The organism is Pseudomonas sp. E102, assembly GCF_052660185.1.
This window is the reverse complement of sequence record NZ_CP084025.1, coordinates 1,684,738-1,710,735: the sequence shown is the minus strand read 5'-3', so window position 1 is coordinate 1,710,735 and position 25,998 is coordinate 1,684,738. Positions and strand designations below refer to the sequence as shown.

The 25,998-nt window shown below is 61.8% G+C and carries 23 protein-coding genes; 14 read left to right on the top strand and 9 right to left on the bottom strand.

The features are described 5' to 3' along the window. The first annotated feature begins 137 nt into the window (after positions 1-137). The 5 genes from DOCECA_RS07920 (at position 138) to DOCECA_RS07900 (ending at position 6,663) form a co-directional block, all read left to right on the top strand. Complete coding sequence (locus DOCECA_RS07920; RefSeq protein ID WP_434674943.1) at positions 138-920, top strand: sugar phosphate isomerase/epimerase family protein; 783 nt, start codon at positions 138-140, stop codon at positions 918-920. After that, positions 913-1,923: a sugar kinase gene (locus DOCECA_RS07915; RefSeq protein WP_445571713.1), complete on the top strand. Its 1,011-nt coding sequence runs from the start codon at positions 913-915 to the stop codon at positions 1,921-1,923. The genes DOCECA_RS07920 and DOCECA_RS07915 overlap by 8 nt, the downstream gene beginning before the upstream one ends. 55 nt (positions 1,924-1,978) lie before the next feature. Then, the gene (locus DOCECA_RS07910; protein WP_445571712.1) at positions 1,979-3,274 is read left to right on the top strand and encodes an MFS transporter; all 1,296 of its coding nucleotides are present in this window, start codon (positions 1,979-1,981) and stop codon (positions 3,272-3,274) included. A gap of 16 nt (positions 3,275-3,290) precedes the next feature. Beyond that, positions 3,291-4,268 (top strand): 2-hydroxyacid dehydrogenase, encoded by a 978-nt coding sequence (locus DOCECA_RS07905; RefSeq protein WP_445571711.1) that lies wholly within the window; start codon positions 3,291-3,293, stop codon positions 4,266-4,268. Between the two features lie 679 nt (positions 4,269-4,947). Continuing rightward, positions 4,948-6,663, top strand: a complete 1,716-nt coding sequence (locus DOCECA_RS07900; protein WP_445571710.1) for an ATP-binding cassette domain-containing protein — start codon at positions 4,948-4,950, stop codon at positions 6,661-6,663. 244 nt (positions 6,664-6,907) lie between these two features. On the opposite strand, the gene DOCECA_RS07895 is transcribed toward DOCECA_RS07900, so the two are convergent. Next, a complete protein-coding gene (locus DOCECA_RS07895) occupies positions 6,908-7,276 on the bottom strand; it encodes a DUF6124 family protein (protein ID WP_420766530.1) in 369 nt (122 codons plus the stop codon). Positions 7,277-7,859: 583 nt separating this feature from the next. Here DOCECA_RS07895 and DOCECA_RS07890 point away from each other — a divergent pair. The 9 genes from DOCECA_RS07890 to DOCECA_RS07850 all read left to right on the top strand — a co-directional run bounded on the left by DOCECA_RS07890 (position 7,860) and on the right by DOCECA_RS07850 (position 20,351). Continuing rightward, on the top strand, positions 7,860-8,819 hold the full coding sequence (locus tag DOCECA_RS07890) for an AAA family ATPase (protein WP_420766531.1): 960 nt from the start codon (positions 7,860-7,862) through the stop codon (positions 8,817-8,819). 9 nt (positions 8,820-8,828) lie between these two features. After that, positions 8,829-9,773, top strand: coding sequence for a DUF58 domain-containing protein (locus tag DOCECA_RS07885; protein ID WP_420766532.1), 945 nt, complete (start codon positions 8,829-8,831; stop codon positions 9,771-9,773). Further along, positions 9,770-10,264, top strand: coding sequence for a DUF4381 domain-containing protein (locus tag DOCECA_RS07880; RefSeq protein WP_420766533.1), 495 nt, complete (start codon positions 9,770-9,772; stop codon positions 10,262-10,264). The genes DOCECA_RS07885 and DOCECA_RS07880 overlap by 4 nt, the downstream gene beginning before the upstream one ends. Next, on the top strand, positions 10,257-11,336 hold the full coding sequence (locus DOCECA_RS07875; protein ID WP_445571709.1) for a vWA domain-containing protein: 1,080 nt from the start codon (positions 10,257-10,259) through the stop codon (positions 11,334-11,336). Before DOCECA_RS07880 ends, DOCECA_RS07875 begins: the two co-directional genes overlap by 8 nt. Continuing rightward, on the top strand, positions 11,333-13,066 hold the full coding sequence (locus DOCECA_RS07870) for a tetratricopeptide repeat protein (RefSeq protein ID WP_445571708.1): 1,734 nt from the start codon (positions 11,333-11,335) through the stop codon (positions 13,064-13,066). Before DOCECA_RS07875 ends, DOCECA_RS07870 begins: the two co-directional genes overlap by 4 nt. Further along, a complete protein-coding gene (locus DOCECA_RS07865; protein WP_445571707.1) occupies positions 13,063-14,700 on the top strand; it encodes a BatD family protein in 1,638 nt (545 codons plus the stop codon). Before DOCECA_RS07870 ends, DOCECA_RS07865 begins: the two co-directional genes overlap by 4 nt. Before the next feature lie 169 nt (positions 14,701-14,869). After that, positions 14,870-16,114 carry an exonuclease SbcCD subunit D C-terminal domain-containing protein gene (locus DOCECA_RS07860; protein WP_434611130.1) on the top strand — a complete coding sequence of 415 codons (1,245 nt, stop codon included), beginning with the start codon at positions 14,870-14,872 and terminating at the stop codon, positions 16,112-16,114. Then, on the top strand, positions 16,111-19,752 hold the full coding sequence (locus DOCECA_RS07855) for an AAA family ATPase (RefSeq protein ID WP_445571706.1): 3,642 nt from the start codon (positions 16,111-16,113) through the stop codon (positions 19,750-19,752). The genes DOCECA_RS07860 and DOCECA_RS07855 overlap by 4 nt, the downstream gene beginning before the upstream one ends. Continuing rightward, positions 19,749-20,351: a glutathione S-transferase gene (locus DOCECA_RS07850; RefSeq protein WP_445571705.1), complete on the top strand. Its 603-nt coding sequence runs from the start codon at positions 19,749-19,751 to the stop codon at positions 20,349-20,351. Before DOCECA_RS07855 ends, DOCECA_RS07850 begins: the two co-directional genes overlap by 4 nt. A 4-nt stretch (positions 20,352-20,355) precedes the next feature. On the opposite strand, the gene DOCECA_RS07845 is transcribed toward DOCECA_RS07850, so the two are convergent. The 8 genes from DOCECA_RS07845 to araD1 form a co-directional block, all read right to left on the bottom strand. Then, positions 20,356-20,610: a hypothetical protein gene (locus DOCECA_RS07845; protein WP_434611122.1), complete on the bottom strand. Its 255-nt coding sequence runs from the start codon at positions 20,608-20,610 to the stop codon at positions 20,356-20,358. Next, positions 20,607-20,786 (bottom strand): hypothetical protein, encoded by a 180-nt coding sequence (locus DOCECA_RS07840; protein ID WP_434650853.1) that lies wholly within the window; start codon positions 20,784-20,786, stop codon positions 20,607-20,609. Before DOCECA_RS07840 ends, DOCECA_RS07845 begins: the two co-directional genes overlap by 4 nt. A 115-nt stretch (positions 20,787-20,901) precedes the next feature. Continuing rightward, positions 20,902-21,027 carry a hypothetical protein gene (locus DOCECA_RS07835; RefSeq protein WP_434563761.1) on the bottom strand — a complete coding sequence of 42 codons (126 nt, stop codon included), beginning with the start codon at positions 21,025-21,027 and terminating at the stop codon, positions 20,902-20,904. A gap of 166 nt (positions 21,028-21,193) precedes the next feature. Further along, entirely contained in the window at positions 21,194-21,373 is a 180-nt protein-coding gene (locus DOCECA_RS07830) for a hypothetical protein (RefSeq protein ID WP_420766540.1), read from the bottom strand. Between the two features lie 155 nt (positions 21,374-21,528). Next, entirely contained in the window at positions 21,529-22,704 is a 1,176-nt protein-coding gene (locus DOCECA_RS07825) for a lactonase family protein (protein ID WP_434563759.1), read from the bottom strand. Next, positions 22,691-22,987: a DUF5629 family protein gene (locus tag DOCECA_RS07820; protein WP_420766542.1), complete on the bottom strand. Its 297-nt coding sequence runs from the start codon at positions 22,985-22,987 to the stop codon at positions 22,691-22,693. Before DOCECA_RS07820 ends, DOCECA_RS07825 begins: the two co-directional genes overlap by 14 nt. 236 nt (positions 22,988-23,223) lie before the next feature. Beyond that, positions 23,224-24,804 carry an aldehyde dehydrogenase (NADP(+)) gene (locus DOCECA_RS07815; protein WP_434674953.1) on the bottom strand — a complete coding sequence of 527 codons (1,581 nt, stop codon included), beginning with the start codon at positions 24,802-24,804 and terminating at the stop codon, positions 23,224-23,226. A 13-nt stretch (positions 24,805-24,817) separates the two neighbouring features. Then, positions 24,818-25,810: an AraD1 family protein gene (gene araD1, locus DOCECA_RS07810; protein WP_445571704.1), complete on the bottom strand. Its 993-nt coding sequence runs from the start codon at positions 25,808-25,810 to the stop codon at positions 24,818-24,820. Positions 25,811-25,998: the final 188 nt, after the last annotated feature.

Here is a 25,998-nt window from a genome sequence, read left to right as displayed (position 1 = left end):
GCAGGCTCGCTCCCACACTGGACTTGCGTCGCACTGAAGATCCCTTGTGGGAGGGAGCCTGCTCGCGATGAGGCCCTCAAACACATTCCATAATTTTTTTGACCAAAACTGAAACCGGTTTCAGAGGTACAACAACAATGACCAAACCAGCCGTTTCCATCAGCCTCTCCAGTTACGGCGCCGACCTCGTACGCCAGCATGGTCAAGGCAGCTTCATCGCCCTGCTGGCCGCCGCCGGCGCGTCGCGCATCGAATGGCGCGAAGAGCTGCTCACTACCGAACAACCCGCCGAACTGGCCGCTGGGGCGCGGGCCCAGGGGTTGGAAAGTATCTTTTCATCGCCGATCGAACTCTGGCTCCCCGGCCAGCCCAGGCCCAATCCCGCCCTGTCGTCCACCCTGCAACGTTGCGAAGCGTTCGGCTCGGCTTGGCTGAAGGTTTCCCTCGGCCACTTCACTGACTCCCACGATGTATCAGCCCTGGCGGATGCCCTATCGGCAAGCCCGGTGCAACTGCTGGTGGAAAACGACCAGACCTTGCAAGGCGGGCGGATCGAGCCCTTGCAACGCTTCTTCGCGGCGGTGGAAGAACGCGGGGTACCCATCGGCATGACCTTCGACATCGGCAACTGGCAATGGCAGGACCAATCAGCCACCGTGGCCGCCCGGCAACTCGGACGGCACGTGGCATATGTGCATTGCAAGGCCGTGGCCCGACGCGCCGATGGCAAGCTGGTCGCGGTGCCGCCAGCCGCGACCGACCTGCACCTGTGGGAGCAATTGCTCAAGCACATGCCGGTCGGCGTGATGCGCGCCGCCGAGTACCCGCTAGAAGGCGATGACCTGCTGCAACTGACCGCTGAACATGTCGCCACCCTGTCCCGCCTGGGGCAATCGCGCCGGGAGGCCACTCATGTCTGAGATCGATGTGCTGTCGTTCGGTGAAACCATGGCCATGCTGGTGGCCGACGAGACCGGCGACTTGGCGGCCGTCAACCAGTTCCACAAACGCATCGCCGGGGCCGACAGCAATGTGGCCATCGGCTTGGCGCGGCTGGGTTTTCAAGTCGCGTGGCTCAGTCGGGTCGGCGCCGACTCCCTGGGCCGTTTCGTGGTGCAGACGCTGGAAAAGGAAGGCCTGGATTGCCGTCACGTGGCGGTTGATCCGGCGCACCCCACCGGGTTCCAGCTCAAGTCCCGTACCGACGATGGCAGCGACCCGCAAGTCGAATATTTCCGGCGTGGTGCGGCGGCCAGTCACTTGTCCGTGGACTCCATCGCACCGCCATTGCTCGCCGCCCGTCATTTGCATGCCACCGGTATCGTGCCAGCGCTGTCTGTGACTGCACGGGCGATGTCCTTCGAATTGATGACCCGCATGCGCGAGGCCGGCCGCAGCCTGTCGTTCGACCCCAACCTGCGCCCGAGCCTGTGGTCCAGCGAAGCGACGATGATCAGCGAGATCAATCGCCACGCCGCCCTCGCCCACTGGGTCTTGCCCGGCCTCGGTGAAGGTCGGTTGCTGACCGGTTTTGACGACCCGGCCGACATCGCCGCGTTCTACCTGGACCAGGGCGCCGAAGCCGTGGTGATCAAGCTCGGCCCGGACGGCGCTTATTACCGCACCTCGCGTGACCAGGGATTCATCGCCGGCGTGCCGGTGGCCCGGGTGGTGGACACCGTGGGCGCCGGGGATGGCTTCGCCGTCGGCCTGATCAGCGCATTGCTCGAAGGCCGCGACATCACCGAGGCGGTACGGCGGGCGAACTGGATTGGCAGCCGCGCGGTGCAGAACCGTGGAGACATGGAAGGGCTGCCGACGCGCCTGGAATTGTCGGCTGAATTTGAAACCGCCCATCGCGAGCAAGCTCGCTCCCACAAAGATTCGAGTTACCCCTGTGGAAGCGAGCTCGCTCGCGATTGAATCCACCGCTAAACGCACCTGCTGCATAAAAACAACAAGCTCAGGAGTCAACGACATGCAAACGCTCAACCTCGCCACCCGCCGCTGGTGGTACATCATGCCCATCGTCTTCATCACCTACAGTCTGGCCTACCTGGACCGGGCCAACTATGGTTTCGCCGCGGCTTCGGGCATGGCCGAAGACTTGATGATCACGCCAGGGCTGTCCTCGTTGCTCGGCGCGCTGTTTTTCCTCGGCTATTTTTTCTTCCAGGTCCCTGGGGCGATCTACGCGCAGAAGCACAGCGTGAAGAAGTTGATCTTCGTCAGCCTGATCCTCTGGGGCTCGCTGGCGACCCTCACGGGCGTGGTCTCCAATGCGTATTGGCTGATCGTGATCCGCTTCATGCTCGGCGTGGTGGAAGCCGCCGTGATGCCGGCGATGCTGGTCTATCTCTGCCATTGGTTCACCCGGGCCGAACGCTCGCGGGCCAACACCTTCCTGATCCTTGGCAACCCGGTCACCATGCTGTGGATGTCGGTGGTCTCGGGGTACCTCGTCGAGCAATTCGACTGGCGCTGGATGTTCATCATCGAGGGCCTGCCGGCGGTGCTCTGGGCTTTTGTCTGGTGGCGCCTGGCCGATGATCGTCCAGCCCAGGCCAAGTGGCTCAGCGAGCAGGAGAAGAAGGACCTGGAAAGCGTGCTGGCCGCCGAGCAGGTCGGTATCAAGGCCGTGAAGAACTATGCCGAGGCCTTCCGCTCGCCGAAAGTGATCATCCTGGCGTTGCAGTTTTTTTTCTGGAGCATTGGCGTCTACGGGTTCGTGCTGTGGTTGCCGTCGATCCTCAAGGCAGGCCTGAAGATGAACATGGTCGAGGCGGGATGGCTGTCATCGCTGCCTTATCTGGCGGCAGTGATCGCCATGCTGATCGTGTCCTGGGCGTCGGACAAGGTCCAGAAACGCAAGCGTTTCGTCTGGCCGCCGCTGCTGGTCGCCTCCATCGCGTTTTACGCCTCCTATCTGCTCGGAGCTGAACACTTCTGGTGGTCCTATGCCTTGCTGGTGATTGCCGGCGCCTGCATGTACGCGCCCTACGGGCCGTTTTTCGCCATCGTTCCGGAGATTCTCCCGGCCAATGTCGCGGGTGGCGCCATGGCGCTGATTAACAGCATGGGCGCGCTGGGTTCGTTCGGCGGCTCCTATCTGGTGGGCTACCTCAACGGTTCCACCGGCTCCACCGGCATGTCCTTTCTGTTGATGAGCGGCGCGCTGCTGCTGTCGGTGTTGCTGACCCTTGCCCTCAAACCCGGCGCCAGCGACCGGGTCGTGACCAAAACCGCGACGCCCCATCCGGCGCCTGTCCGTTAACGAATCGGGAACCCCCATGAAAAAGCACGTGGTGTTGTACAAGAAACTTTCAGCGCAACTGATGGATCGCTTGCAGGCGCATGCCCAGGTCACCCTCATCGAAAACCTCGATGCCCAGGGCCTGGCGCAACTGCGCACCGCCCTGCCCAGCGCCCATGCCCTGCTGGGCGCAAGCCTGAGGCTCGATCCGTCGCTGCTGGACCTGGCGCCGCATCTCGAGGCGATCGCCAGCGTTTCGGTGGGCGTCGACAATTACGATATCGATTACCTGACCGAACGCCGGATCCTGCTCACCAATACGCCGGACGTGTTGACCGAAACCACCGCCGACACCGGCTTCGCCTTGATTCTGGCAACCGCCCGACGCGTGGTGGAGCTGGCCAACCTCGTCCGCGCAGGCGGTTGGCAACAGAGCATCGGGCCCCGACATTTCGGCAGCGACGTCCACGGCAAGACCCTAGGCATCGTCGGCATGGGCCGCATCGGCGAAGCCCTGGCCCAGCGCGGGCACTTTGGCTTCGGCATGCCGGTGCTCTATCACAGTCACTCGCCCAAGCCTGCGGTGGAGCAGCGTTTCAATGCGCGCTATTGCGATCTGGATACGCTGCTGCAACAGGCCGACTTCATATGCCTGACCTTGCCGTTGACCGCTGAAACCGAAGACCTGATCGATGCACGGGCGTTTGCGCAGATGCGCCCTGACAGCATCTTCATCAACATCTCCCGAGGCAAAGTCGTCGACGAAGCGGCAATGATCGACGCCTTGCGCAACGGGCAGATCCGTGGCGCCGGGCTGGACGTTTTCGAGCGCGAGCCCCTGGGCCCGGAATCGCCGCTGTTGCAGATGGACAACGTAGTGGCGACGCCGCACATGGGCTCCGCCACCCACGAGACCCGGGAAGCGATGGCGCGTTGTGCCGTGGAGAACCTGCTGGCGGCGCTGGCGGGTGAAAGGCCAGCGAACCTGGTCAATCCGGGGGCGTGGAAGCGCTGACATTGCCGCCTTCAAAATGTGCCATCGCAAGCAAGTTCGCGATGGCACCTGTATTCATTTAGATGTGCACGCAACACAACCTTTCCGGGCACACCCGCCTTAGAGCGCCGCTGCCGAATTATCCTTTTTGATCCTTCCTTAAATAATATAAACATACCAAACGGCGAAAACAGTAGAGAGAAACCGCACTTCCAGCAAAGCAGCTACATTCCTACATCTCCCTCCTACTCAACGGCAAGAACAAACCTACGTCAGCCTCCGAAGTCACGCAATAGCCTTCACATCACCCCAATGCTATTAATTAATCACTTGCGAACAAACGCAAGTTGGGCGCTCGCATCGCGACGCCCATTAATTACATTGGAGTAATCGATATGGGCAGGAAACGCTCTGAAATAAATCATACCTTTTTCGGCCTGCCGCAGGCATTAGGCCTTTCTAAAGATCTGCTCGCAACGGAAGCCGATTTTTTCGCGTCACTGACTGCAAAAAAACTATCCATTAAACGAATGAAATACTCGACCGAACGGTAGCCCGCTTCTCAGGCAACAGCATCGTCACCCAGATCTATATCCCAGGACTTGAGCGCTTCAACATCATTAGAAACGGTCGCTTGGTGGTGCCTCAGTACGTGTTACGCGGTTGAATTATCGAACGCAAAGCAACCAGGAGCGAGTACATGCACAGCATCCGAGCAATGATAAAAACCGCCTATAAAAAACACGCCAAGCTTCTAGCAATAACCGTAATCACAATTATCGCACTCAAGCTCATCACACTTGCCCCCCCGCTGTTACTCGGAACCATTATCGATACCCTGCAAGACAATAGCAATCCAGCATCGAGCACTCTACTTGCAATGACGACAGGCTTGATTGTCGCGGGATGTATTCATGCCATCATCACGCCTCTGCAGCTCCATGCGCTGTCCAAGCTGGTACAGGGCATTATCATGAGCGCCTCCATTGAGTGGATCACCGAACTCATAGGTAAAGAATTTTCGTTATTTAACTCTTGGAGAATCGGTCATTTCATCAAATCGGTCGAGCGCGGAATTACTGCCCACGAACAACTACTCACTTTCATTGTAACCATTGCGCTCCCCGTACTCCTGGAGTTTATAGTTGTTGGGGGAGCTTTTGTTTACATAGGGGGTGGTGATATTTTTTTGAGCATGACGGCATCCGGAGTTATCTATCTGGCTACCACCCACCAAATTATCAAATGGCGAAGAAAGCACATCGATGCAGTCAATGAACAGGAAGATGAGTTAAGTGCACACCTCTACAACACCCTCAACGCGGGGAAAAACATAAAGCTGGAAGGTGCCATACCTACTGCCCTGCACCCGTTGAACGCGGCGTTCAGACGTTATGCCAGCGCTGCTGTCACTACCGCATCCTCTGGCGGCCTGCTGAGCACCGCCAAGATATTGTTCGTAAGCCTCTCCACTGGGGGATTGCTCTACTGGGGCGTCTTGGACCAGCTTTCGGGTCAGCCCAGTATCAGTGTCGGGCAGTTGGTTGCCATTTTTTCAATCGCGGGGAGTTATCTGCTCAGTATTTCAACCTTGACTGACGGGTATCGTGTTCTTGATCAGTTCCTTGCAGACCAGGGTCAATTTCAGGGTCTGCTATCACTCCCGGACTTCGATCGCAGCAATCGGCTGGCCTTGGTTGATTCCCAGCGCTCCTCAGTTTTGGAACTCGGCCCCTGCGAAGTGACGGGAACGGGACCGCTTCGCCTGTCGATCAAGCGCTCCCTGGCATTTGCTCAAGGGCAGTCAGTGGCCGTTACGGGCCCTAGCGGCGCAGGCAAAACCACTTTTCTGGAAGTCCTCGCCGGGCTTGATGCATCAAAGCGAGACCTACTGAGCATCGACTTGGTACCGGTCTCACTTTTGACCGGCCAAGCCCACTTGGACGCCTTGAGATACTGCCCCCAACAACCGCGATTTCTGGAGGGTTCTTTTGAACAATCGGTTCTGTTCGGAGGCAGCGCATCGCCGATGTTGTCTAGAGCCATACGGCAATTGGAACTGGATGAGATTGTGACAACACGGCAGGTCAGCGAAAATGCATCGAATATCTCCGGAGGCGAAGCTAAACGCCTATCACTGCTGCGCCTTATCAACAAACCCGGAAAATTCAATATGTTCGACGAGCCAAGCGCATCCATCGAACCCAGGCTGACCACGCCTCTATGGGACCTGTTATTCGACGTTTTTGCCGGGCAAGGGTTGATATGTGTCACCCATGACATTGACCACCTGCATCGATTTGACCGGGTCATTGTGATGCATGACGGGGCAATCGTGGAGGATGGTCGCTGGCTGGATCTTATCGACAGGCCAGCAATCAAGCTGCTGGTGGATGAGATTCGGATGCAGAACTAGCGAAATATGGTGCTGGATCTGCTGCCGTCATCGTCGGATCGCCGCCGGAGCAGGCTCGCTCCCAAGGTTTTGCCGTTTGCCCAAATTTAAGGAATGACACAAGTCCCTTGTGGCGAAGGAGCTTGCTCCCGTTCGGCTGCGCAGCAGTCGCAGGCCCGGCGGGCGCGGTGTGTATGGGGAACCGCGCCGGCTCGGTTTGGGGCTGCTGCGCAGCCCAGCGGGAGCAAGCTCCCTCGCCACGGGGTTATGTCGGCTGACGGGTTTCGATGTTGTCCAGTGCACGGTTCGCCAGCAGGCTGCCCAGTTCGATCAGTTGCTGAATGCCCAGGAGGAAATGCCGGCGTGAACCGTCCAGGTCGAAAGCCAAGTCATTGGCCATGGCATTGGCCGAAGCCAGGGTTTCGCTGAGGTAGGCAAGCAAGCTTTCGGTGTCGATGTCTTTGTTGACGGTAAAGAGTTGGCCGGGGGCAGGTTCTGCTCCGGGTTTGGCCGGTTTGCGTTTTAGGTAATGGTCGAGGACTCGGTCGGTGACTTCGTCGTGTTTTTGGGACTTGGTTTTTGGGCGCGGTGAGGACGAATCGGTGTTCGGTGGGTTGGGCGTTACTTTGAACATAGATGAAACTCCAGATTAGAAAATTGGAGCCATCTCTCTCGCTACCAAACGAAGGGAGGTGACCATACGAAGGTTGGTAGACCGGTTATCTGGCAACCCGGCGCGTCCAAGGACGCCCTGCGCATGACCACCATAAAACAGAGGACGAAAAGCCCCCTATATCAGGCTGCACCTGCGCCAGAAAACCGGGCTACCAAACCCGATCGCTGATTCCTCAACGACCCGGAAACGATAGAACCTGCCTTCCAAGCGCACAAGCCGGCGGATTCTGGCGCAGTCGTAGGCAATGGCGCAAGACAACGTAGCCTGTTCCAGAGCACTCCTTCGTCCGGATAAACACCCCTTCATTTTGAGAGTGCGTTGCACTCAAGCGGGAGCAAGCTTCCTCGCCACGGGGTAAGTGCGCCTGTCCGGGTGGGATTCTTGGCAAGCAAACCCACCCCCCAATGTTTCCAAGCCGATCACAATTCACACGGCCGATCAAAATCCCGTTAGTCGCCACCCCCCGCCATGCATTAAAGTAACGCCCCCAGCCCCGGCGTTATCCGAACGCCTGGGCCACCCTTTCCAGGAACAGTCATCGATGGAACATCGTGAAGCGCTGCTGGCGCTGCGAACCTTTCTTTCTACGCAGATTCTCGGCCAGGAAAAACTCATCGAGCGCCTGCTCATCGCCTTGCTCGCCGATGGGCATATGCTGGTGGAAGGCGCGCCAGGGCTGGCGAAGACCAAGGCGATCAAGGAGCTGGCCGAGGGGATCGAAGCGCAGTTCCATCGCATACAGTTCACCCCCGACCTGTTGCCGGCCGACATCACGGGCACTGAGATCTATCGTCCGGAAACCGGCAGTTTCGTGTTCCAGCAAGGGCCGATCTTTCACAACCTGGTGCTGGCGGATGAAATTAACCGGGCCCCGGCCAAGGTCCAGTCCGCCTTGCTCGAAGCGATGGCCGAGCGGCAAGTCAGCGTCGGGCGCAGCACCTATGAACTATCGCCGCTGTTCCTGGTGATGGCGACACAGAACCCGATCGAGCAGGAAGGCACCTACCCCCTGCCCGAAGCCCAACTCGACCGATTCCTGATGCACGTCAAGATGGGTTTCCCCGACGCTGCGGTGGAACGCCGCATCCTGCAACAGGCCCGAGGCGAGGCACTGAACGGCGAGACCAAGCCGGAGCGGCGCGTCAGCCAGCAGGCGATCTTTTCGGCGCGCAAGGAAATCCTCGGGTTGTACATGGCCGATGCCGTGGAGGAATACCTGGTGCAACTGATCATGGCCACCCGCAACCCGGCCAAGTTCGATCCGGAAATGGCCGAGTGGATCGCCTACGGCGCCAGCCCACGGGGCTCGATTGCCCTGGATCGCTGCGCCCGCGCCCACGCCTGGCTGGCCGGGCGCGACTTCGTCAGCCCGGAGGACATCCAGGCCGTGCTGTTCGACGTGCTGCGCCATCGCATCATCCTGTCGTTCGAGGCCGAAGCCGCCGGCATCGATCAGGACCGGGTCGTGCAGCGGATTCTCGACGTCGTCGCCGTCGCTTGAGTATCGACAATGAATAACCCACTGGCGCCCGTCCCGGGCATCCGCGTCAGCCTTTCGGAGCTGATCGAGATGCGCCATCGCGTGCGCGAAGTGCAGTTGTTCTCCACGCCTGGCCAGCGCAGCCCACTGATCGGCCTGCACCATTCCAAGCTGCGCGGGCGCGGGGTGGATTTCGATCAGGTGCGGGTCTACCAGGCCGGCGATGACGTGCGCACCATCGACTGGCGGGTCACCGCGCGGACCCAGGAACCCCACACCAAACTGTTCCACGAAGAACGCGAGCGGCCGATCTTCATCATGATCGAGCAGAGCCACCGCCTGTTCTTTGGCTCCGGGCTGATTTTCAAGTCGGTGCTGGCCGCTCGGGCCGCAAGCCTGATCGGCTGGGCCGCGCTGGGGCACAACGACCGGGTTGGCGGACTGGTGTTCGGCAACAACGCCCATTACGAAGTCAAACCACGGCGCAGCAAGCAGAGCCTATTGCAATTGCTCAACCGTCTGGTCCGGGTTAATCAGTCCCTCCAGCCCGACGGCGAGTCGGACCGCGACTCTTTCGGCGTTGCCTTGCGCCGGGCCCGGGAGGTGCTGCGCCCCGGCAGCCTGGCGATCATTATTTGCGACGAGCGCGCCTTGTCCGACAGCGCCGAGCAGCAACTGACCCTTCTCTCGCGCCATTGCGACCTGCTGCTGTTGCCATTGTCCGACCCGCTGGATCACGCCCTCCCCGCTGCCGGATTGCTGCGTTTTGCCCAGGGCGGCGAGCAACTGGAACTCGACACGCTGAACCTGGAGTTACGCCAGACCTATCGCGCCAAGGCCGAAGCACGGCTGGAGCGCTGGGAGATGTTGGCCCAGAAGCTGCGGATCCTGATGCTCCCCTTGAGCACTCAAGGCGACATGGTCGAACAACTGCGTGAATACCTGAATCCCAAGCGCCCGGGGAAAGCCCGATGAGCAGCCTGGATCAGTTGCAGCCACTGATGGCCCCGCCTCCCATCGGATTCTGGCCGCCCGCGCCGGGCTGGTGGCTGTTGCTGTTGTTACTGCCGATGCTGGGCTTGGGCTTGTGGCAGTTACGCCGATTCATCCCCATCAAACGCAGCAGCGCCCGGGCCGAACAACCGCTGGACCCGGTGCGTCTGGCCGCACTGGCCGAGCTCGCGCTGCTGCCCAAGCCCTACGACGGCGCACCGGCCGGCGCCTGGTTGCAACAACTCAACGGGCTGCTCAAGCGCTTGTGCCGCAATCACTATCCGTACAGCCAGAGCCACACACTCAATGGGCGCAAATGGCTGGCCTTCCTCGATAACCGCTGCCCGGCCGCCGGCCTGACCCGATGGATGATTCTCGTGGAGGGCGCCTACAAACCCGAATGCAAGCTTGATGACAAAGCCATCGCCGGCCTGACCCAAGCCGTCGAAATCTGGATTCGCAAACATGTTTGAATTCGCCTGGCCGTGGATCTTCGTCCTGTTGCCGCTGCCCTGGCTGATGCGCCTGGTGCTGTCGGCTGCAGACAGTGGCGAGCCGGCGCTCAAGGTCAGCTTCCTCGATGAACTCGAAGGGTTGGTGGGCCGCCGGGCCCGGGCCAATCTACCGACGTGGCGCCAGCAGGCCCCCTTCATCCTGCTTTGGCTCCTGTTGTTGATCGCGGCCGCCCGCCCGCAGTGGCTGGGCGAGCCGTTGCCGATCGCCGCGAGCGGTCGCGACCTGCTGGTGGCGGTGGATGTGTCGGGGTCGATGGACTTTCCCGACATGCAATGGAAGGACGAAGACGTCAGCCGTCTGGCGTTGGTCCAGCGCACGCTCGGCGATTTCCTCGAAAGCCGCGAAGGTGACCGGGTCGGCCTGATTCTGTTTGGCACCCAGGCGTATCTGCAAGCGCCCCTGACGTTCGATCGCCACACCGTGCGGCGCTGGCTCGACGAAGCGCGCGTAGGCATCGCCGGCAAAAACACCGCCATTGGCGACGCCATCGGGCTGGCCCTCAAGCGCCTGCGTCAACGCCCGGCGCAGAGCCGAGTATTGATTCTGGTGACCGATGGCGCCAACAACGGCGGCGAGATCGACCCGCTGACCGCCGCGCGGTTGGCTGCCGATGAAAACGTGAAAATCTATCCGATCGGCGTGGGCGCCGATCCGGAACAAAGTGGCACCGCCGGGTTCCTGGGCGTCAACCCGAGCCTGGACCTCGACGAAGCGACACTCCGAGAAATCGCCCAGGTGACCGGCGGCCAGTATTTCCGGGCCGAAGACGGCGAGCAACTGCAGGCGATCAAGACAACGCTTGACCAGCTCGAACCGGTGTCCCAGCAACCGACCCAGGCCCGCCCGGCCCACGCGCTGTATCAGTGGCCGCTAGCCGTCGCACTGGTGTTGAGTATGTTGCTGGTGGCACGGGAGCGCTGGCCGGACAATCCATTGCAGCGCCTGTTCACCCAGCCGCTGTTTCAACCCGCGCACCCTTCCGAATGGCGCCAGCGGCTCAAGCGCCTGCGACTGCGGAGGCGCCGATGATCGCGCTCTGGCCGCACTGGCTGCGCCCCGGTTTCATCCTGCTGCTGCCCTTGCTGGGCTGGCTGCTCTGGCAACTGTGGCATCGGCAGAAACGGGTGGGCCGTTGGCAGATGATCCTGCCCCCGGCATTCCATGGGGTGCTGCTCAGCGGCGGCAGCGGAAGTGAAAGCAAACTGCCCTGGATTGCCCTGGGCCTGGGCTGGCTGCTGATGGTGCTGGCCTTGCTTGGCCCCAGCTGGACACGGGTCGAACAGACCAGCCAGAAACCCGCCGATCCGCTGGTGGTTATCCTCGAACTGACCCCGGAGATGCTTGCCACTGACGTCCCGCCCACGCGTTTGGAACAAGCCCGTCGCAAAATACTGGACGTGCTGCACAACCGCAGCGACGCCCAGACCGCGATCATCGTCTACGCCGGCAGTGCCCACACCCTGGTGCCGCTGTCCGATGACCTGGCCACCAGCGCCAACCTGCTCGAAGCCCTGGCGCCATCGATCATGCCCCAAGGCGGCCACCGCGCCGACCTTGCCGTCAACAAGGCCATGGCCCTGCTGAACCAGGCCGGGCTCGGCCACGGGCGTATCCTGCTGATCGCTTCGTCGCTGAACGAGCAGGAACGCATGGGCATTCGCCAGGTCCTGGACGGTTCCGCCACCCGCTTGCTGATGCTGGGCATTGGCACCCGCGAAGGCGCGCCGGTGGCCCAGGACGACGGCAGTTACCTCAAGGACGCCCAGGGCGCTATCCTCGTGCCGCGCCTGGACAGTCCGAGCCTCAAGTCGTTCGTCAATGAGCTGGACGGCCGTTACCGCCCCACGCATGTGGACGACAGCGACCTGCGCGGCCTGGGCCTGATGGACGCACCGCGCCAACTGCGCAGCGATGGCCAGACATTGCGCCTGGACACTTGGGCTGACCAGGGTTATTGGCTGCTTCTGCCGCTGTTGCTACTGGCGGCGTGCGCGGGGCGGCGCGGCTGGCTTTTCTGCCTGCCGCTGCTGTTCGTCCTGCCGCAAACGGGCCATGCCTTCGAATTCCAGGATTTGTGGTTGCGTCCCGACCAGCAAGGCCAGCACCTGCTCAAGCAAAAACGCCCGGCCGAGGCCGCCGCCCGTTTCGAGGACAGGCAATGGCAAGGCGTCGCCCTCTACGAAGCCGGCGAGTACAGCGAAGCGGCTCGGCGATTCGCCGAAGGCAACGACGCCCGCTCCCACTACAATCGCGGCAATGCACTGGCCCGCAGCGGTGATCTGGAGGCGGCGATCGATGCCTATGAGCAGGCTTTGGAGTTGCAACCGGACCTGCGTCCGGCGCAGACCAACAAAGCCCTGGTGGAAAGCCTGCTCAAAGAACAGACTGCGCCACCGGACGAGCCCGAACCTGCCGAAAACCAGGAACCGCCTCCCTCGGAGCAACCGCAGGAGACCGACAGGCCCAGCCAGTCGTCCGAGCAGGGCCACCCCTCCTCCGAAGCGACAGCCACGCCGGACGACTCCCAGGCGTCCGAGGCCCCACCGCCCGGCGCCCAGGATGTGCCGGGCAGCGAGTTGCCCGACGAGCAGACCACCACCCCGCCGCTTCGCCCGGCCGCGGGTCAACGCAACGAAGAAGAACAACGCCAGGCGCTGGAACAATGGCTGCGCCAGATCCCGGACAACCCGGGTGAGCTGCTCAGGCGTAAATTCTGGTATGAACAGCAAAGCCACCAGGCCCAGGAAAAAGATCAATGACCCGCTTCACCGTCTACCTCCTCGCCTTGCTGCTCTGGACTGCCGGGATCCAGGCTGCGCAGTTGACTGCCAGCGTGGATCGCAGCCGCCTGAATTCGGGGGAGACCGTGGAACTGACGCTGGAATCCAACGACGCCACGCTGTTCGGCAAACCCGATCTGAGCCCACTCCAGGAATTGTTCGACGTACGAGGCACCCGCCAGGTCAACCAACTGACCACCCTCGACGGCGAGAATCGTGCCACGACCCGTTGGATCGTCACACTGCTTCCCCGCCAGAGCGGCACCGTGGTGATCCCGGCCCTGAAATTGGGGGAAGTGACCAGCCAGCCGATCACGTTGCAGGTGATCGAAAGCGAAACCCGCAACGCTTCCGGCACCCTCGCACCGGTGTTCATCGAAGCCAGCCTCGACCAGGCCGAAGTGTACGTGCAGGCCCAGGCGATCCTGACCTTGCGCATCTACCATTCGGTGTCGCTCTACGATGACAGCAGCCTGACACCCTTGCACATCCCCGATGCGCGCACCGAGCAACTGGGCGAATCGCGCACCTACGAGAAAGTCATCAATGACGTGCGCCACGGCGTTATCGAACTGCGTTATGGCATTTATCCGCAGCGCAGCGGCGAGCTGGCGGTCCCGGCACAGACCTTCAGCGCCACGCTGGTCGAACCCACCGCCCAGGGCGGCGCATCGCCCGTCGCCAAGCCCGGCCGACTGATGCGCGTAAGCTCCACGCAGTTGCTGCTGACCGTCAAGCCAAAACCCGCCAGCTACCCGGCCGACCTTCCCTGGCTGCCGGCCCGCAGTCTGTCCTTGAGCGAAAGCTGGAGCCCGGAACCGACCCACAGCCAGGTCGGCGACTCATTGACCCGCAGCTTGACCCTGGAAGCCGAGGGTCTGACCAGCGCCCAATTGCCGCCACTGCCTGCTACCGAAATCAACGGCCTGCGCCGTTACCCCGACCAGCCGGTGCTGAGCAGCCGCAACAGCGAACGTGGCCTGGTGGGCAGCCGCGAAGACCGCGAGGCACTGGTACCCAACCGCAGCGGCACTATCGAGCTGCCGCCGGTTGAAGTGGTCTGGTGGAACACGCTGGAAGATCACCTGGACCGCACCAGCCTGCCCGCGCGCACGCTGCAAGTGGCGAATAATCCAAGCTTGATGGTCGACACGCCGGCGGGCACTGCGCAGATCGTCACGACCGTCGACAGCGAGACACTTTGGTATTGGCAGTTGAGTACGCTCATTCTTGCGTGTACGACGCTGCTCGGTTTCGGCCTGTGGTGGCGCGCCCGCTGGCAACCCGCCGTCCTGCGCTCGACCCAGGCCGGGCCAAGCCCGCGCACCCTGCTCGATGACCTCAAGCGTGCCTGCCTGGCCAACGACTCGCACGCTACTCGCCAGGCATTGGACGCCTGGGCCCGGCAGCAACCGGAGACCCTGGCCGACATGGCGGCGCGTTTCGTGCCGCTGTCCGATGCCCTCGACGGCTTGAACGGCGCCCTCTACAGCGAAACCGGCCAATATTGGCAAGGCGAAGACCTGTGGCGCGCCATCCGCGCCATTCCGCCGCTCGAGGGAACGCCGGACGCGGCGGGTGACTCCAGCTTGCCACCGCTTTATCCCAAATAGCCGGGATAGCACCGCTTTCTGTGGCGAGGGGATTTATCCCCTCGCCACAATTGGCTCAGCTGTAGTGCTCGCCAAGTTGAGCCGCCCCCTCCCCCGCGTTTACCAGTAAACTCTGCATTTTTGCGCCGCCTCTCTTCCCGCGGCCATCGTCTGTTTTCTGGAGTCTGCCTTGCGTCTGTTTCACACCTCCGACTGGCATCTGGGGCAAAACCTCCACGGCCAGGATCGCGACTTCGAACACGCCTGTTTCCTTGATTGGCTGCTGCGTCAGCTGGCCAGCGAAAAACCCGACGTTCTATTGATCGCCGGCGACATTTTCGACACGGTCAACCCGCCCGTCAAAGCCCAGGAGCGTCTGTACGACTTCATCGTCAGCGCTCATGAACAAAACGCCAACCTGACCATCGTCATGATCGCGGGCAACCACGATTCCGGTTCGCGCATTGAATTGCCGGCGCCGCTGATGCGCCGCCTGCGCACCCATGCCCTGGGCCGCGTCCTGTGGCTGGACGATGGGCAGCTGGACGTCGAGCGCCTGCTGCTGCCGCTGCCCGACGCCAAGGGCAAGGTCCGGGCCTGGTGCCTGGCCCTGCCGTTCCTGCGGCCGGCCGAGGTCACGGGCGCGCAACTGGGGGATGATTATTTGCGCGGCATCGGCCAGGTCCACGAATGGCTGATTGCCGCCGCCAACGCCAAGCGCAAGAAGGGCCAGGCGCTGATTGCCGTCAGCCATGCACACATGGCCGGCGGCTCGGTATCGGAGGATTCCGAGCGCAGCCTGATTATCGGCAACGCCGAAGCCCTGCCAGCCAGCCTGTTCGGCCCAAGCATCACTTATGTCGCCCTCGGCCACTTGCACAAGCCACAAAAGGTCAACGGTGAAGAACGCATCCGCTACAGCGGATCGCCGATTCCGTTGTCGTTTTCCGAAATCGGCTACCGGCACCAGATTCTCGACATCGCCCTGAACGGCGAAACCCTGGTCAGCGTCGAACCACGGCTGATTCCCCGCGCCGTCAACTTGCAACGCCTGGGCCCGGCGCCCCTGGCCGACATCCTGGTGCAACTTAAGGACTTGCCGGACATCGACTTGCTGGCCGACATCCATCGCCAGCCCTGGCTGGAAGTCCGGGTGCGCCTCGATGAACCGCAGCCGGACCTGCGCAATCAGGTCGAAACCGCCCTGCAAGGCAAAGCCGTGCGACTGGTGCGGATCGCAGCCGAGTATGCCGGCAGCGGTGGCTCCGGCGATGCCGATGGAGGCGCGGCGCTGATTGAACTCGACCAGCTCAGCCCACAGGAACTGTTCAGCCGCGCCTGGCAGGACACCTACGGCAACCCAGTCGATGACCAGACCCTCAAGGACTTTGCCGTGCTGCTGCAGGATGTACAGATGGAGAGCGAACAGCCATGAAAATCCTCGCGATCCGTCTCAAGAACCTCGCCTCCCTGGCGGGGCCGTTCGAAATCGATTTCACCGCCGAACCCTTGGCCAGCGCCGGTCTGTTCGCCATCACCGGCCCCACGGGCGCCGGCAAGAGCACCTTGCTCGATGCCTTGTGCCTGGCGCTGTTCGGCGCGGTGCCACGGCTGAACAACACCGGTCGTGACGCCAAGGTGCCCGACGCCGACGGCGAAATCGGCACGGGCGATCCACGCACGCTGCTGCGTCGTGGGACCGGCGAGGGTTATGCAGAAGTGGATTTTCGCGGCATCGATGGTCGCCGCTACCGGGCTCGCTGGGAGGCCAATCGTGCCCGGGAAAAAGCCTCCGGCAAGCTGCAAGCCAGCCGCCAGAGCCTGCGTGACCTGGACAATGACCAACTGCTGGCCAGCCAGAAAGGCGAATACAAAGCGCAACTGGAAGCCGTCCTCGGTTTGAATTTCGAGCAGTTCACCCGTGCCGTGCTACTGGCCCAGAGCGAGTTCAGCGCCTTCCTCAAGGCTGACGACAACGACCGCAGCGAATTGCTGGAAAAGCTTACCGACACCGCGCTGTATACACGCCTCGGTCGTCGTGCCTTCGACAAGGCCAAGCAGGCCAAGGAAACCCACAAGCAATTGCAGGACCAGGCCACGGGCGTCACACCGCTATCGCCCGAAGCCCGCGCCGAGCTGGATCAGCACTTCAACGAAGCCCAGCAGCAACTCAAGACCCAACAGGCGCAGCTCAAGCAACTGGAGCAGCAACAAGCCTGGCTCAAGGACCTGCGCCATCTGCAGGACGAACAGGCCAGCGCCGCCGAGCAATTGCAACGGGCCCAGGCCGATTGGGAGGCGCTGGCAGACGAACGCCTGAAACTGACCCGCCTGGAACAGCTGGCACCCCAGCGGCATCAGTTCATCCGTCAGGCGGAACTGGCCCGGCAGCTGGAGCCGCTGGCGGCCAGGATCCAACAGCTGACGCAGCAACACGTCGAGTTGCATGAACGGCAGGCCGAACTGGAAAAAGGCCTCGGCATCGCGCAGCTGGCGGTGGCCGCCGCCCGCCAGCAGAGCACCGACAGCACGCCACTGCTGCGTCAGGCCTTCGACGAACAAAGCAGCCTCGCCCGCCTGGCCAGGGAGGCCGAGCAAGGCGCCGAGCAGTTACAGCACGCCCAGCAGGCAAGCACCGACGGCCAGCGCACGATCGACACCTTGCTGGAACAACAGCAGCAGGTTGGCGAACGGCTTGAACGGATTGCCGGCGAACTGGAACAAAGCACAGACCTCGCAACACTGAGTGATGCATGGGGCGCCTACCGCGATCGCCTCCAGCAACTGATGCTGATCGGCAATCGACTGAACCAGGGCCAGGAAGAACTTGCGCTGCTGGAACAAACCGCCGCTCGTGCCGCCGAAGACCTCGCAACCCGCCGACAAAGTCTTGAGGTGCTCTACAAGGAGGCCGGTGCCGAACCGCAAGCCGTGGCCGAACAGATCCAACTGCTTGGCAACCTGCTGCAAGACAACCGCAAGCAGTTACGTGCATTCGAAGACCTGGCTCGGTTGTGGGCCAGCCAGCAGGATTTGGACAAGCGTGTCGCCGAACTGGAACAGCGCCAGCAGCAAGCCTTGCAGCAACGCGACCGACTGGTGCGTGAAGGCAGCGAAGCCAAGGCCGAGCTGGCGGTCGCCGAACAGACGCTGACCGTGACCCGCGAGCTGCTGGAACGCCAGCGCCTGGCCCGTAGCGAAAGCGTCGAGCAACTGCGCGAACAATTGCAGGACAACCAGCCCTGCCCGGTGTGTGGCAGTGTCGAACATCCCTACCACCAACCCGAAGCGCTGCTGCAAAGCCTCGGGCGCTTCGATGAAAGCGAACAGGCCAACGCTCGCAAGGCCGTCGACCTGCTCAATGAAAAAGTCATCGAACTGCGGGCCCAGTACAGCGGGGTCATTGCTCAGCTCAAGGAATTCAAGCAGCAGCAAGAACAACTCACCGACCAACACCGGAGCGTGGCGCCAAGCCTTGAAGCTCACCCGCTGTCGGCGCAGCTGCTGGCCCAGGATTCATCCAAGCGCGACAGCTGGCTGGCCCAGCAAACCGCACAGCTGAATCAACTCATCAGCCAGGACGAACATCGCCAGGCCGCCCTGCTTACGCTGCAACAGGACGCCGCCAAGCTGGCGCAGCAACTGCGCGATGCAGAAACAGCCAGCCAACAAGCCTCGCAGCACCTGAACAACCAGCTACAGGCACTGGCCCGGGATCGCCAGCGCCTGGACGAGGAGCTTGAGCACTTCAGCGCACTGTTGCCGGCCGACACGTTGCAGGCCCTGCGCAGCGAACCTGCCGCCACGTTCATGCAACTCGACCAGCGGATCAGCCAGCGCCTCGCGCAACTGGAACAGCAACGCGAAGAGCTCGCCGACCAAGTCCAGCGCCAGCAAGCCCTGGAGAAAGAACAGGATCGCCAGCAGATACGCACACAGCAACGGGAATCGGCGCAGCGCCAGTTCAGCGCGTTGAACGCGCAACGACAGGCGTGCGAGGAAAAGCTTCACCAACTGCTCGGTGAACACGCCAGCGCCGAACAATGGCAGCACCAAATCGACCTGGCCCTGGAACAGGCTCGCCATGCCGAGACGACGGCCAATCAACAATTGCAGGATCTGCGCAACAGCCTCGTGCAACTGGCTGCCGAACTCCAGGCACGCCATGAGCAGGCCCAATCCCTGGAGGCCGAACAGCAGGCGTTGGCCGCGTGTATCGCCCAGTGGCGCGCAGCTCATCCGGAACTGGACGACGCCGCGCTGGGCGGGTTGCTTGGTCTCGACGACCAACAGGTCGCTCACCTGCGGCAACGCTTGCTCAACAGCGAAAAAGCCATCGAGCAGGCCCGCGTATTACTCACCGAACGGGAGCAGCGGCTGCAAAACCACCAGTCGCAACACAACGGCAACCTGCCGGCGGAACAATTGGCCGAAGCCCTCGCCACGCTTCACGAGCAGTTCGCGGCCAGCGAACAACGCTGCGCAGAGCTGCGTGCCGAACAGGCCGAGGACCAGCGCAGGCAGACTGCCAACCAGGCCCTGGCCCAACAAATCGAACGAGCCTACGCCGAGTACCAACGCTGGGCACGCCTGGACGCATTGATCGGGTCGGCCACTGGCGATCGCTTCCGCAAACTGGCCCAGGCGTACAACCTCGACTTGCTGGTCCACCACGCCAACGCCCAGTTGCGACAATTGGTTCGCCGCTACCGCCTCAAGCGCGGCGGCAGCATGCTCGGCCTGCTGGTGATGGATACCGAGATGGGCGATGAATTGCGCTCGGTGCATTCGTTGTCCGGCGGCGAAACCTTCCTTGTTTCCCTTGCCCTGGCACTGGGCCTGGCCTCGATGGCGTCCAACACGCTGAGAATCGAGTCGCTGTTCATCGACGAAGGCTTCGGCAGCCTCGACCCCGAGTCGCTGCAACTGGCGATGGACGCCTTGGATGGGTTGCAGGCCCAGGGGCGCAAGGTCGCGGTCATTTCCCACGTGCAGGAAATGCACGAGCGCATCCCGGTGCAAATCCAGGTCCGGCGCCAAGGCAACGGATTGAGCACGGTGGAGGTGAAATGAGCCGCGCCACGCTGTACTCGTTCCGCCGTTGCCCCTACGCCATGCGCGCCCGCATGGCGTTGCGCTACAGCGGTATCGCGCTGGACATCGTCGAAGTGAGCCTCAAGGCCAAACCACCGGAAATGCTCGCGCTGTCGAGCAAAGGCACGGTGCCGGTCTTGCATGCCGATGGACGGGTCATCGATGAAAGCCTCGAGATCATGCACTGGGCCTTGGGCCTGCATGATCCGCAGGATTGGACATTGCTGAATGATCCCGACGGTTGTGCCCTGACGGCGACCTTGATCGAAGAAAACGACCAGGTTTTCAAGCTTCACCTCAACCGTTACAAATATCCGGAGCGCCATCCGGACCACTCGGCGCTGCATTACCGGAGCGAGGGTGAAGCGTTCCTGCGCAAGCTGGACGGATTGCTTGAAAACCGCCAGTTCCTGGCCGCGGATCACCTGAGCCTGGCGGACGTGGCGCTGATGCCGTTCGTGCGCCAGTTCGCCCATGTAGATCGCGAGTGGTTTGCCCAGTCGCCCTACCCTCGGCTTCGGAAATGGTTGCAGGGTTTACTGGATTCAGAGCTGTTTGTGACGATCATGGCCAAATAGGTATTTATCCAGCGCTGCACATGCGCGCTTGGGCGCAATCAATTTGAAACGGCCCGAACACCGCCGCCCTCGGCTTGACCGGCGGGTTCCCCACCAACACACCCAGCGCCCTGGCGGTGAGGATGTTGTGGGCGATGTTGTGGTTGCATTCGATGGTCCGCGCCAACGACCCCGCCGACGCCTGACCCAATCCCAGCAATGAAAAGCCATTGGTGATGAATGCCAGGAAGGCGATCACCCAGAATTTGCACCTGCTCATGCTCCGGCCGCTCCTTTCGCGACGGCATGCGTGACGCTCACGGCTGAAGCCTGGAGGGAGGGTTCCGCAACGTTTTGGTATTGGGTGCCGAGACTGACTATCAGCACCAGCGTTACGTAGAGGCCGATGGCCAAGTAGGCGCCGCGCTTGGCGCAGATGAGGATTGCACTGGCCATGGGAGGCTCCGTGGGCATGTTTGAATGCCCACAGAATCAATCAAATAAACCGTTATGAGTAGCGACTAATATGCATAGTCACCATCAGTTTAATTGATCGATAAAAGTTATCCGCTCAGTCGCTCAACAAGCTCAACAATCGCTCGCGAGCCACTTCCAATTCACCGGGAATCGGCTGGGCCGCCGAAACAATCGGGGTGGAATAAAGGAACAGCAACATCACTGCCAGACGCATCGCCATGGTGTCGATCCTTATTAGCAAGGAGTCAATTAACTAGCGTCAAATTTAAACACATGGCTATGTGACATCACAACAAACTTTCCTCCTGAACGCACGAAGCCTGCGATCTTGTCTCTCCGTCTTCGACGAGGAGATGAAAAGATCGCAGGCTTCAGTGTGAGCGTGCTCAGTGTTGAGTCTTGTGATCCAGCGCCGCGTAGAAGTTGGCGCTCTGTTGCAGGTATTTCTCGGTGTAGCTCTGGGTGCGGTTTTTCTTGTCGCTGATCTCGATGCTGGCACTGGCGGGCAATGCCACGGTGGCGGAGATGGCGGAAGCGGCGATCACGGAAAAAAGATTCATGTTCATGGCGGTAATCCTCGGATTCGGTTGGCTGACTTGCCCGGTGGGGCCGTGAAGCAAACTTACGCGCCGAGGCGTCTCGTCTTGAAATGCTTTGTAATACTAGCGACTATCAGTCTCGTTGATACAACTCCGAAAGCCCCGAAAATCGGGGCCTCGGGTTATTGACGAACGAGGAATTTCACATCGCTCGGTGCGTCCATGGGCAGCTTCTGGACGGTCTTGCCCAGCAGGCCGGTCTTCGGATCGCGCTCGATGACCACGATCTGATTGCTTTTCTGATTGGCGACCAGAACGAATTTTTCGCTCGGGTCCAGGCTGAACTCTCGAGGATGATCACCCTCGACGGAGCGTCGCTGCAGCTCTTTCAAGGTGCCGGAAGCCGGGTCGACGGCGAACACCAGCATCTCGTTTGTGGTGCCACGATTGCTGACGTACAGGAACTTGCCGTCTTTGGAAGCATGGAGCGCTGCCGCGGCTTTACCTGGCTGCGGCTTTCCATCGGCCAGCGCGACAAGCTGGCGCTGGGTCAGGCGACCGTCCTGGTAATCGAACACGGCCACCTGGGCCGTCATTTCCATCGTCAGCCAGGCGTGCTTGCCATCCCCACTGAACAATAGATGGCGCGGTCCGCTGCCCGGTGGCAACTGCACGAACGGCGGATCGGCAGGCGTCAGCGGCATTTCGGGGTTGGCCTTGGGGTCGTAACGGTAGACAAACACCTTGTCTGCCCCCAGGTCGTTGGCGAACACATATTTGCCATCGGGTGACGACACCGAGGAATGCACATGACCCGACTTCTGCCGCTCGGAATTGACCCGACTCGGCTGATGGCTGCCCATCTGCACCACCGGCGCCAACCTGCCATCCGCGCCCACCGGCAACACCACCAAGGTGCCGCCCGGGTTTTCCAGGACGGAATAATTACTCACCAGCAAATGCTGGCCATCATGGCTCAGGCTGGAGTGGGTCGGCTCGTTGCCCAAAGATTGCACCTGGTTGATCAGGCTCAGTTCAAAGGTCTTCGGGTCGATGGCGTAGCTGCTGACCTTGCCCACCGGGTCTTTCTGGCCAGGCCCGTTTTCGTTGACCACGAACAACCGGGTCATGTCCTTGGAAAGGGTCAGCCAGGAAGGGTTGTGCGTCTTGATCACTTGCAATGGGTTGGCATCGATCTGGCCGGTGCGGCTGTCGAATCGCAGGCGGTAGATGCCCTGGCTCTGGTCCGCCGTGTAGGAACCCACCAATAACTGATGGCGCTCGCCAGTGTCCGCCTGGACGCCCATGGCGCCGACGCTGCCGGCCATCAACAAGGGCCAGAAACTACGCATCTTCATGATCGGAGTCCTCATCGTCGTGGCCGCTGGTCGCTTCCACGCATTCCAAGTGGTGATCGCCTGAATCGCTGGTGATGATCCAATGCTTCAGGGCTTCGTCGAAGGTCGCGGCCTGCATCTGCGCCTCAGTGAAACGCCAATGCTCGCGGGTGCGACCGTTCATGCACTCGACGTGCAATTGGTCTTGCTCGTCGAGGGAGAAATCGAACGCGTGCAGCCCGTCGATGATCAGCATGTCGCAGTGTTCGAGGGCATGCAGCAGGGTGTCGGTCAAGGCAATCATGGCGGTCAACGTTCATTGGGAAAGGCGGCATGATAACCCAATGTAGGAGTGAGCCTTGGGCCATAAGGTTCGAAAGCAGTGTTGCCTGACATATCGCTTTCGCGAGCAGGCTCGCTCCCACAGGGGATCTGCAGTGAATGCAAATTTGTGTTCGCTGAAAATCCAACTGTGGGAGCGAGCCTGCTCGCGAAGAGGCCGGCACATTCAACTCGAATGTAACGACCTCACCGCAACCCTCAGAGCGCCTCGCGCCCCGGCACCCCATCCACCAACCGCAGGATGCCCAGCGGATTGGCGTTTTTCAGCGGTTCCGGCAGCAGGCTGTCCGGGTAGTTCTGGAAGCATACCGGACGCAGGAACCGGTCGATCGCCAGCGTACCCACCGACGTGCCACGGGCATCGGATGTCGCCGGGTAAGGCCCGCCATGGACCATCGAATCACACACCTCCACGCCGGTTGGATAGCCATTGAGCAAGATGCGCCCGACTTTCTGCTCCAGCAACGGCGTCAGCTCGCCAAACTGTTCGAAGTCCTCCGGCTCGCCAATCATCGTGGCGGTGAGCTGGCCATGAAGGCCGTTCAGGGCTGCGGTCAGTTGCGCCTGGTCCGCGACTTCGACGAACACCGTAGTCGGGCCGAAGACTTCTTCCTGCAACGCTTCGTCGCTGTTGATCAGCAGGCTGGCATCGGCCTTGAACAATTGCGGCTGGGCCTGGTTGCCCTGCTGATCGCGACCGGCCAGGTGTTCGATGCCCGGGTGAGCCAGGAGCTTCTGCAAGCCCTTGCCGTAGCTTTGCAGCGTGCCGGCGTTGAGCATGGTCTGCGGTGCCTGGTCGCCGATCAGCGAAGCTACCTGCTGGGTGAACGCGGTGAATTCCGGCGAGCGGATGCCGATCACCAGGCCAGGGTTGGTGCAGAACTGACCGCAGCCCTGCACCACCGAGGCGGTCAAGTCGCGGGCAACGCTGTCGGCGCGGTTTTTCAAGGCCTGCGGCAATACGATTACCGGGTTGATGCTCGACATCTCGGCAAACACCGGAATCGGCTGGGGCCGAGCGGCCGCCATGTCGCACAGGGCGCGCCCGCCCTTGAGGGAGCCGGTGAAACCGACGGCCTGGATCGCCGGATGCTTGACCAGCCATTCGCCAACGCCACCGCCGTAGATCATGTTGAACACGCCGGCCGGCATCGCGGTTTTTTCCGCTGCGCGAATGATCGCATCGGCCACGTGCTCGGCGGTCGCCATGTGGCCGCTGTGGGCCTTGAACACAACCGGGCAACCGGCGGCCAGGGCGGCGGCGGTGTCACCACCGGCGGTGGAAAATGCCAACGGGAAGTTGCTGGCGCCGAACACGGCCACCGGACCCAGGCCGATGCGGTACTGACGCAGGTCCGGACGCGGCAGCGGCGTGCGCTCCGGCAAGGCGCGATCGATACGCGCACCGTAGAAATCGCCACGGCGCAGGACCTTGGCGAACAGGCGCATCTGGCCGCTGGTGCGACCGCGCTCGCCTTGGATGCGGGCCGCTGGCAAGGCAGTTTCGCGGCAGACCACGGCGACGAAATCATCGCCCAGGGCGTCCAGCTCATCGGCGATGGCGTCGAGGAACTCGGCCCGGCGCGCCGCGCTCAAGCTGCGGTAGATCGGATGCGCCGCCGCAGCGGCCTTGGCGGCCGCGTCGACTTCTTGCTCCGTGGCCTGGACGAATTCATGGGGCAAGGCCTCGCCGGTGCTGGCGTCGACGCTCTGCAGGCGAGTCTGGCCGGCCGCGCTGCGCGCACCGCCGATGTAGTTGTGACCAAGGATCTGGTTCATCGCAAGTCTCCTCTTAAAGTGTGCCGATAGTACCCGGATTGAATACCGCGTCTACCGGGGCAATGCCGTTGACCAGCGGCGCGCCGAACTCGGCCTGGCTGATTTCGAACACGTCCCCCGGCTGGGTGCGGATGCCGTCGGCGAACGACAGCGTCGCGGTGCCGAAGAAGTGAACGTGAACGTCCCCCGGGCGCAGGAACTGACTGTACTTGAAGTGGTGGAATTCCAGGTTTTCGAGGCTATGGCACATGTTCGCCTCGCCGCTGAGGAATTCGTTCTGCCACAACACTTCGTCGTTGCGCAGGATACGACTGGTCCCGGACAGATGTTGAGGCAATTCGCCCACGCGAAGTTCCGGGCCAAAGCTGCAACTGCGCAGTTTCGAATGGGCCAGGTAGAGATAATTCTTGCGCTCCATGACGTGATCGGAAAATTCGTTGCCCACCGCGAAGCCCAGTCGATACGGCTTGCCATCGTGTCCAATGACGTACAGGCCGCTGATCTCCGGCTCTTCGCCGGCGTCTTCGGCAAACGGTGGCAACGGGAACGGATGGCCCGGGCGGACCACGATGCTGCCGTCGCCCTTGTAGAACCATTCCGGCTGCACGCCGGCCTGCCCGGCCTGTGGTTTGCCGCCCTCGACGCCCCATTTGAAGATGCGCATGGTGTCGGTCATCGCTGCTTCGTCGCCGGCCTGTTGGTGCATCTTGTCCCGGGCCGAAGCGCTGCCCAGGTGGGTCAGGCCGGTGCCGCTGACCAGCAAGTGCGCCGGGTCCGGGTGGTCCAGCGGCGGCAGGATACGCAGTTCGCCGAGCAGTTGCGCGTAGTCATGGCTCGCCCCCAGGCCCAAGCCGTTGACCTGCTGCTGAAGCTTCACGCCCGCCTCGATCGCGGCCAGCGCCAGCTCCCGCACAGTGGCGGCGCCCTGCACTTCACGTACCTGATCGCCCTCGACCACACCGACGCGGCGCTCGCCGTTACTCAATTCGAACTGAACTAAACGCATGGGTTTTCTCCCTGTAAACAAAACATGAATAGGCGAAGCAGGCTTTGTGGCGAGGGAGCTTGCTCCCGCTGGGGGGCAAAGCACCCCCAACTTCTGGCGCCGAGTTCATTTAGGCAAACACAGCGTATGTTTTTGCGACTGCTGCGCAGTCGAGCGGGAGCAAGCTCCCTCGCCACAAAAGCTCTCGT

Excerpts from the sequence above, each read along its gene's own strand:
- araD1 (WP_445571704.1), bottom strand. The coding sequence starts at position 25,810 with ATGCGTTTAGTTCAGTTCGAATTGAGTAACGGCGAGCGCCGCGTCGGT.
- DOCECA_RS07920 (WP_434674943.1), top strand. The coding sequence starts at position 138 with ATGACCAAACCAGCCGTTTCCATCAGCCTCTCCAGTTACGGCGCCGAC.
- DOCECA_RS07905 (WP_445571711.1), top strand. The coding sequence starts at position 3,291 with ATGAAAAAGCACGTGGTGTTGTACAAGAAACTTTCAGCGCAACTGATG.
- DOCECA_RS07885 (WP_420766532.1), top strand. The coding sequence starts at position 8,829 with ATGAATAACCCACTGGCGCCCGTCCCGGGCATCCGCGTCAGCCTTTCG.
- DOCECA_RS07840 (WP_434650853.1), bottom strand. The coding sequence starts at position 20,786 with ATGGCCAGTGCAATCCTCATCTGCGCCAAGCGCGGCGCCTACTTGGCC.
- DOCECA_RS07845 (WP_434611122.1), bottom strand. The coding sequence starts at position 20,610 with ATGAGCAGGTGCAAATTCTGGGTGATCGCCTTCCTGGCATTCATCACC.
- DOCECA_RS07895 (WP_420766530.1), bottom strand. The coding sequence starts at position 7,276 with ATGTTCAAAGTAACGCCCAACCCACCGAACACCGATTCGTCCTCACCG.
- DOCECA_RS07890 (WP_420766531.1), top strand. The coding sequence starts at position 7,860 with ATGGAACATCGTGAAGCGCTGCTGGCGCTGCGAACCTTTCTTTCTACG.
- DOCECA_RS07855 (WP_445571706.1), top strand. The coding sequence starts at position 16,111 with ATGAAAATCCTCGCGATCCGTCTCAAGAACCTCGCCTCCCTGGCGGGG.
- DOCECA_RS07900 (WP_445571710.1), top strand. The coding sequence starts at position 4,948 with ATGCACAGCATCCGAGCAATGATAAAAACCGCCTATAAAAAACACGCC.
- DOCECA_RS07825 (WP_434563759.1), bottom strand. The coding sequence starts at position 22,704 with ATGAAGATGCGTAGTTTCTGGCCCTTGTTGATGGCCGGCAGCGTCGGC.
- DOCECA_RS07880 (WP_420766533.1), top strand. The coding sequence starts at position 9,770 with ATGAGCAGCCTGGATCAGTTGCAGCCACTGATGGCCCCGCCTCCCATC.
- DOCECA_RS07835 (WP_434563761.1), bottom strand. The coding sequence starts at position 21,027 with ATGGCGATGCGTCTGGCAGTGATGTTGCTGTTCCTTTATTCCACCCCG.
- DOCECA_RS07875 (WP_445571709.1), top strand. The coding sequence starts at position 10,257 with ATGTTTGAATTCGCCTGGCCGTGGATCTTCGTCCTGTTGCCGCTGCCC.
- DOCECA_RS07865 (WP_445571707.1), top strand. The coding sequence starts at position 13,063 with ATGACCCGCTTCACCGTCTACCTCCTCGCCTTGCTGCTCTGGACTGCC.
- DOCECA_RS07910 (WP_445571712.1), top strand. The coding sequence starts at position 1,979 with ATGCAAACGCTCAACCTCGCCACCCGCCGCTGGTGGTACATCATGCCC.
- DOCECA_RS07820 (WP_420766542.1), bottom strand. The coding sequence starts at position 22,987 with ATGATTGCCTTGACCGACACCCTGCTGCATGCCCTCGAACACTGCGAC.
- DOCECA_RS07915 (WP_445571713.1), top strand. The coding sequence starts at position 913 with ATGTCTGAGATCGATGTGCTGTCGTTCGGTGAAACCATGGCCATGCTG.
- DOCECA_RS07830 (WP_420766540.1), bottom strand. The coding sequence starts at position 21,373 with ATGAACATGAATCTTTTTTCCGTGATCGCCGCTTCCGCCATCTCCGCC.
- DOCECA_RS07815 (WP_434674953.1), bottom strand. The coding sequence starts at position 24,804 with ATGAACCAGATCCTTGGTCACAACTACATCGGCGGTGCGCGCAGCGCG.
- DOCECA_RS07850 (WP_445571705.1), top strand. The coding sequence starts at position 19,749 with ATGAGCCGCGCCACGCTGTACTCGTTCCGCCGTTGCCCCTACGCCATG.
- DOCECA_RS07870 (WP_445571708.1), top strand. The coding sequence starts at position 11,333 with ATGATCGCGCTCTGGCCGCACTGGCTGCGCCCCGGTTTCATCCTGCTG.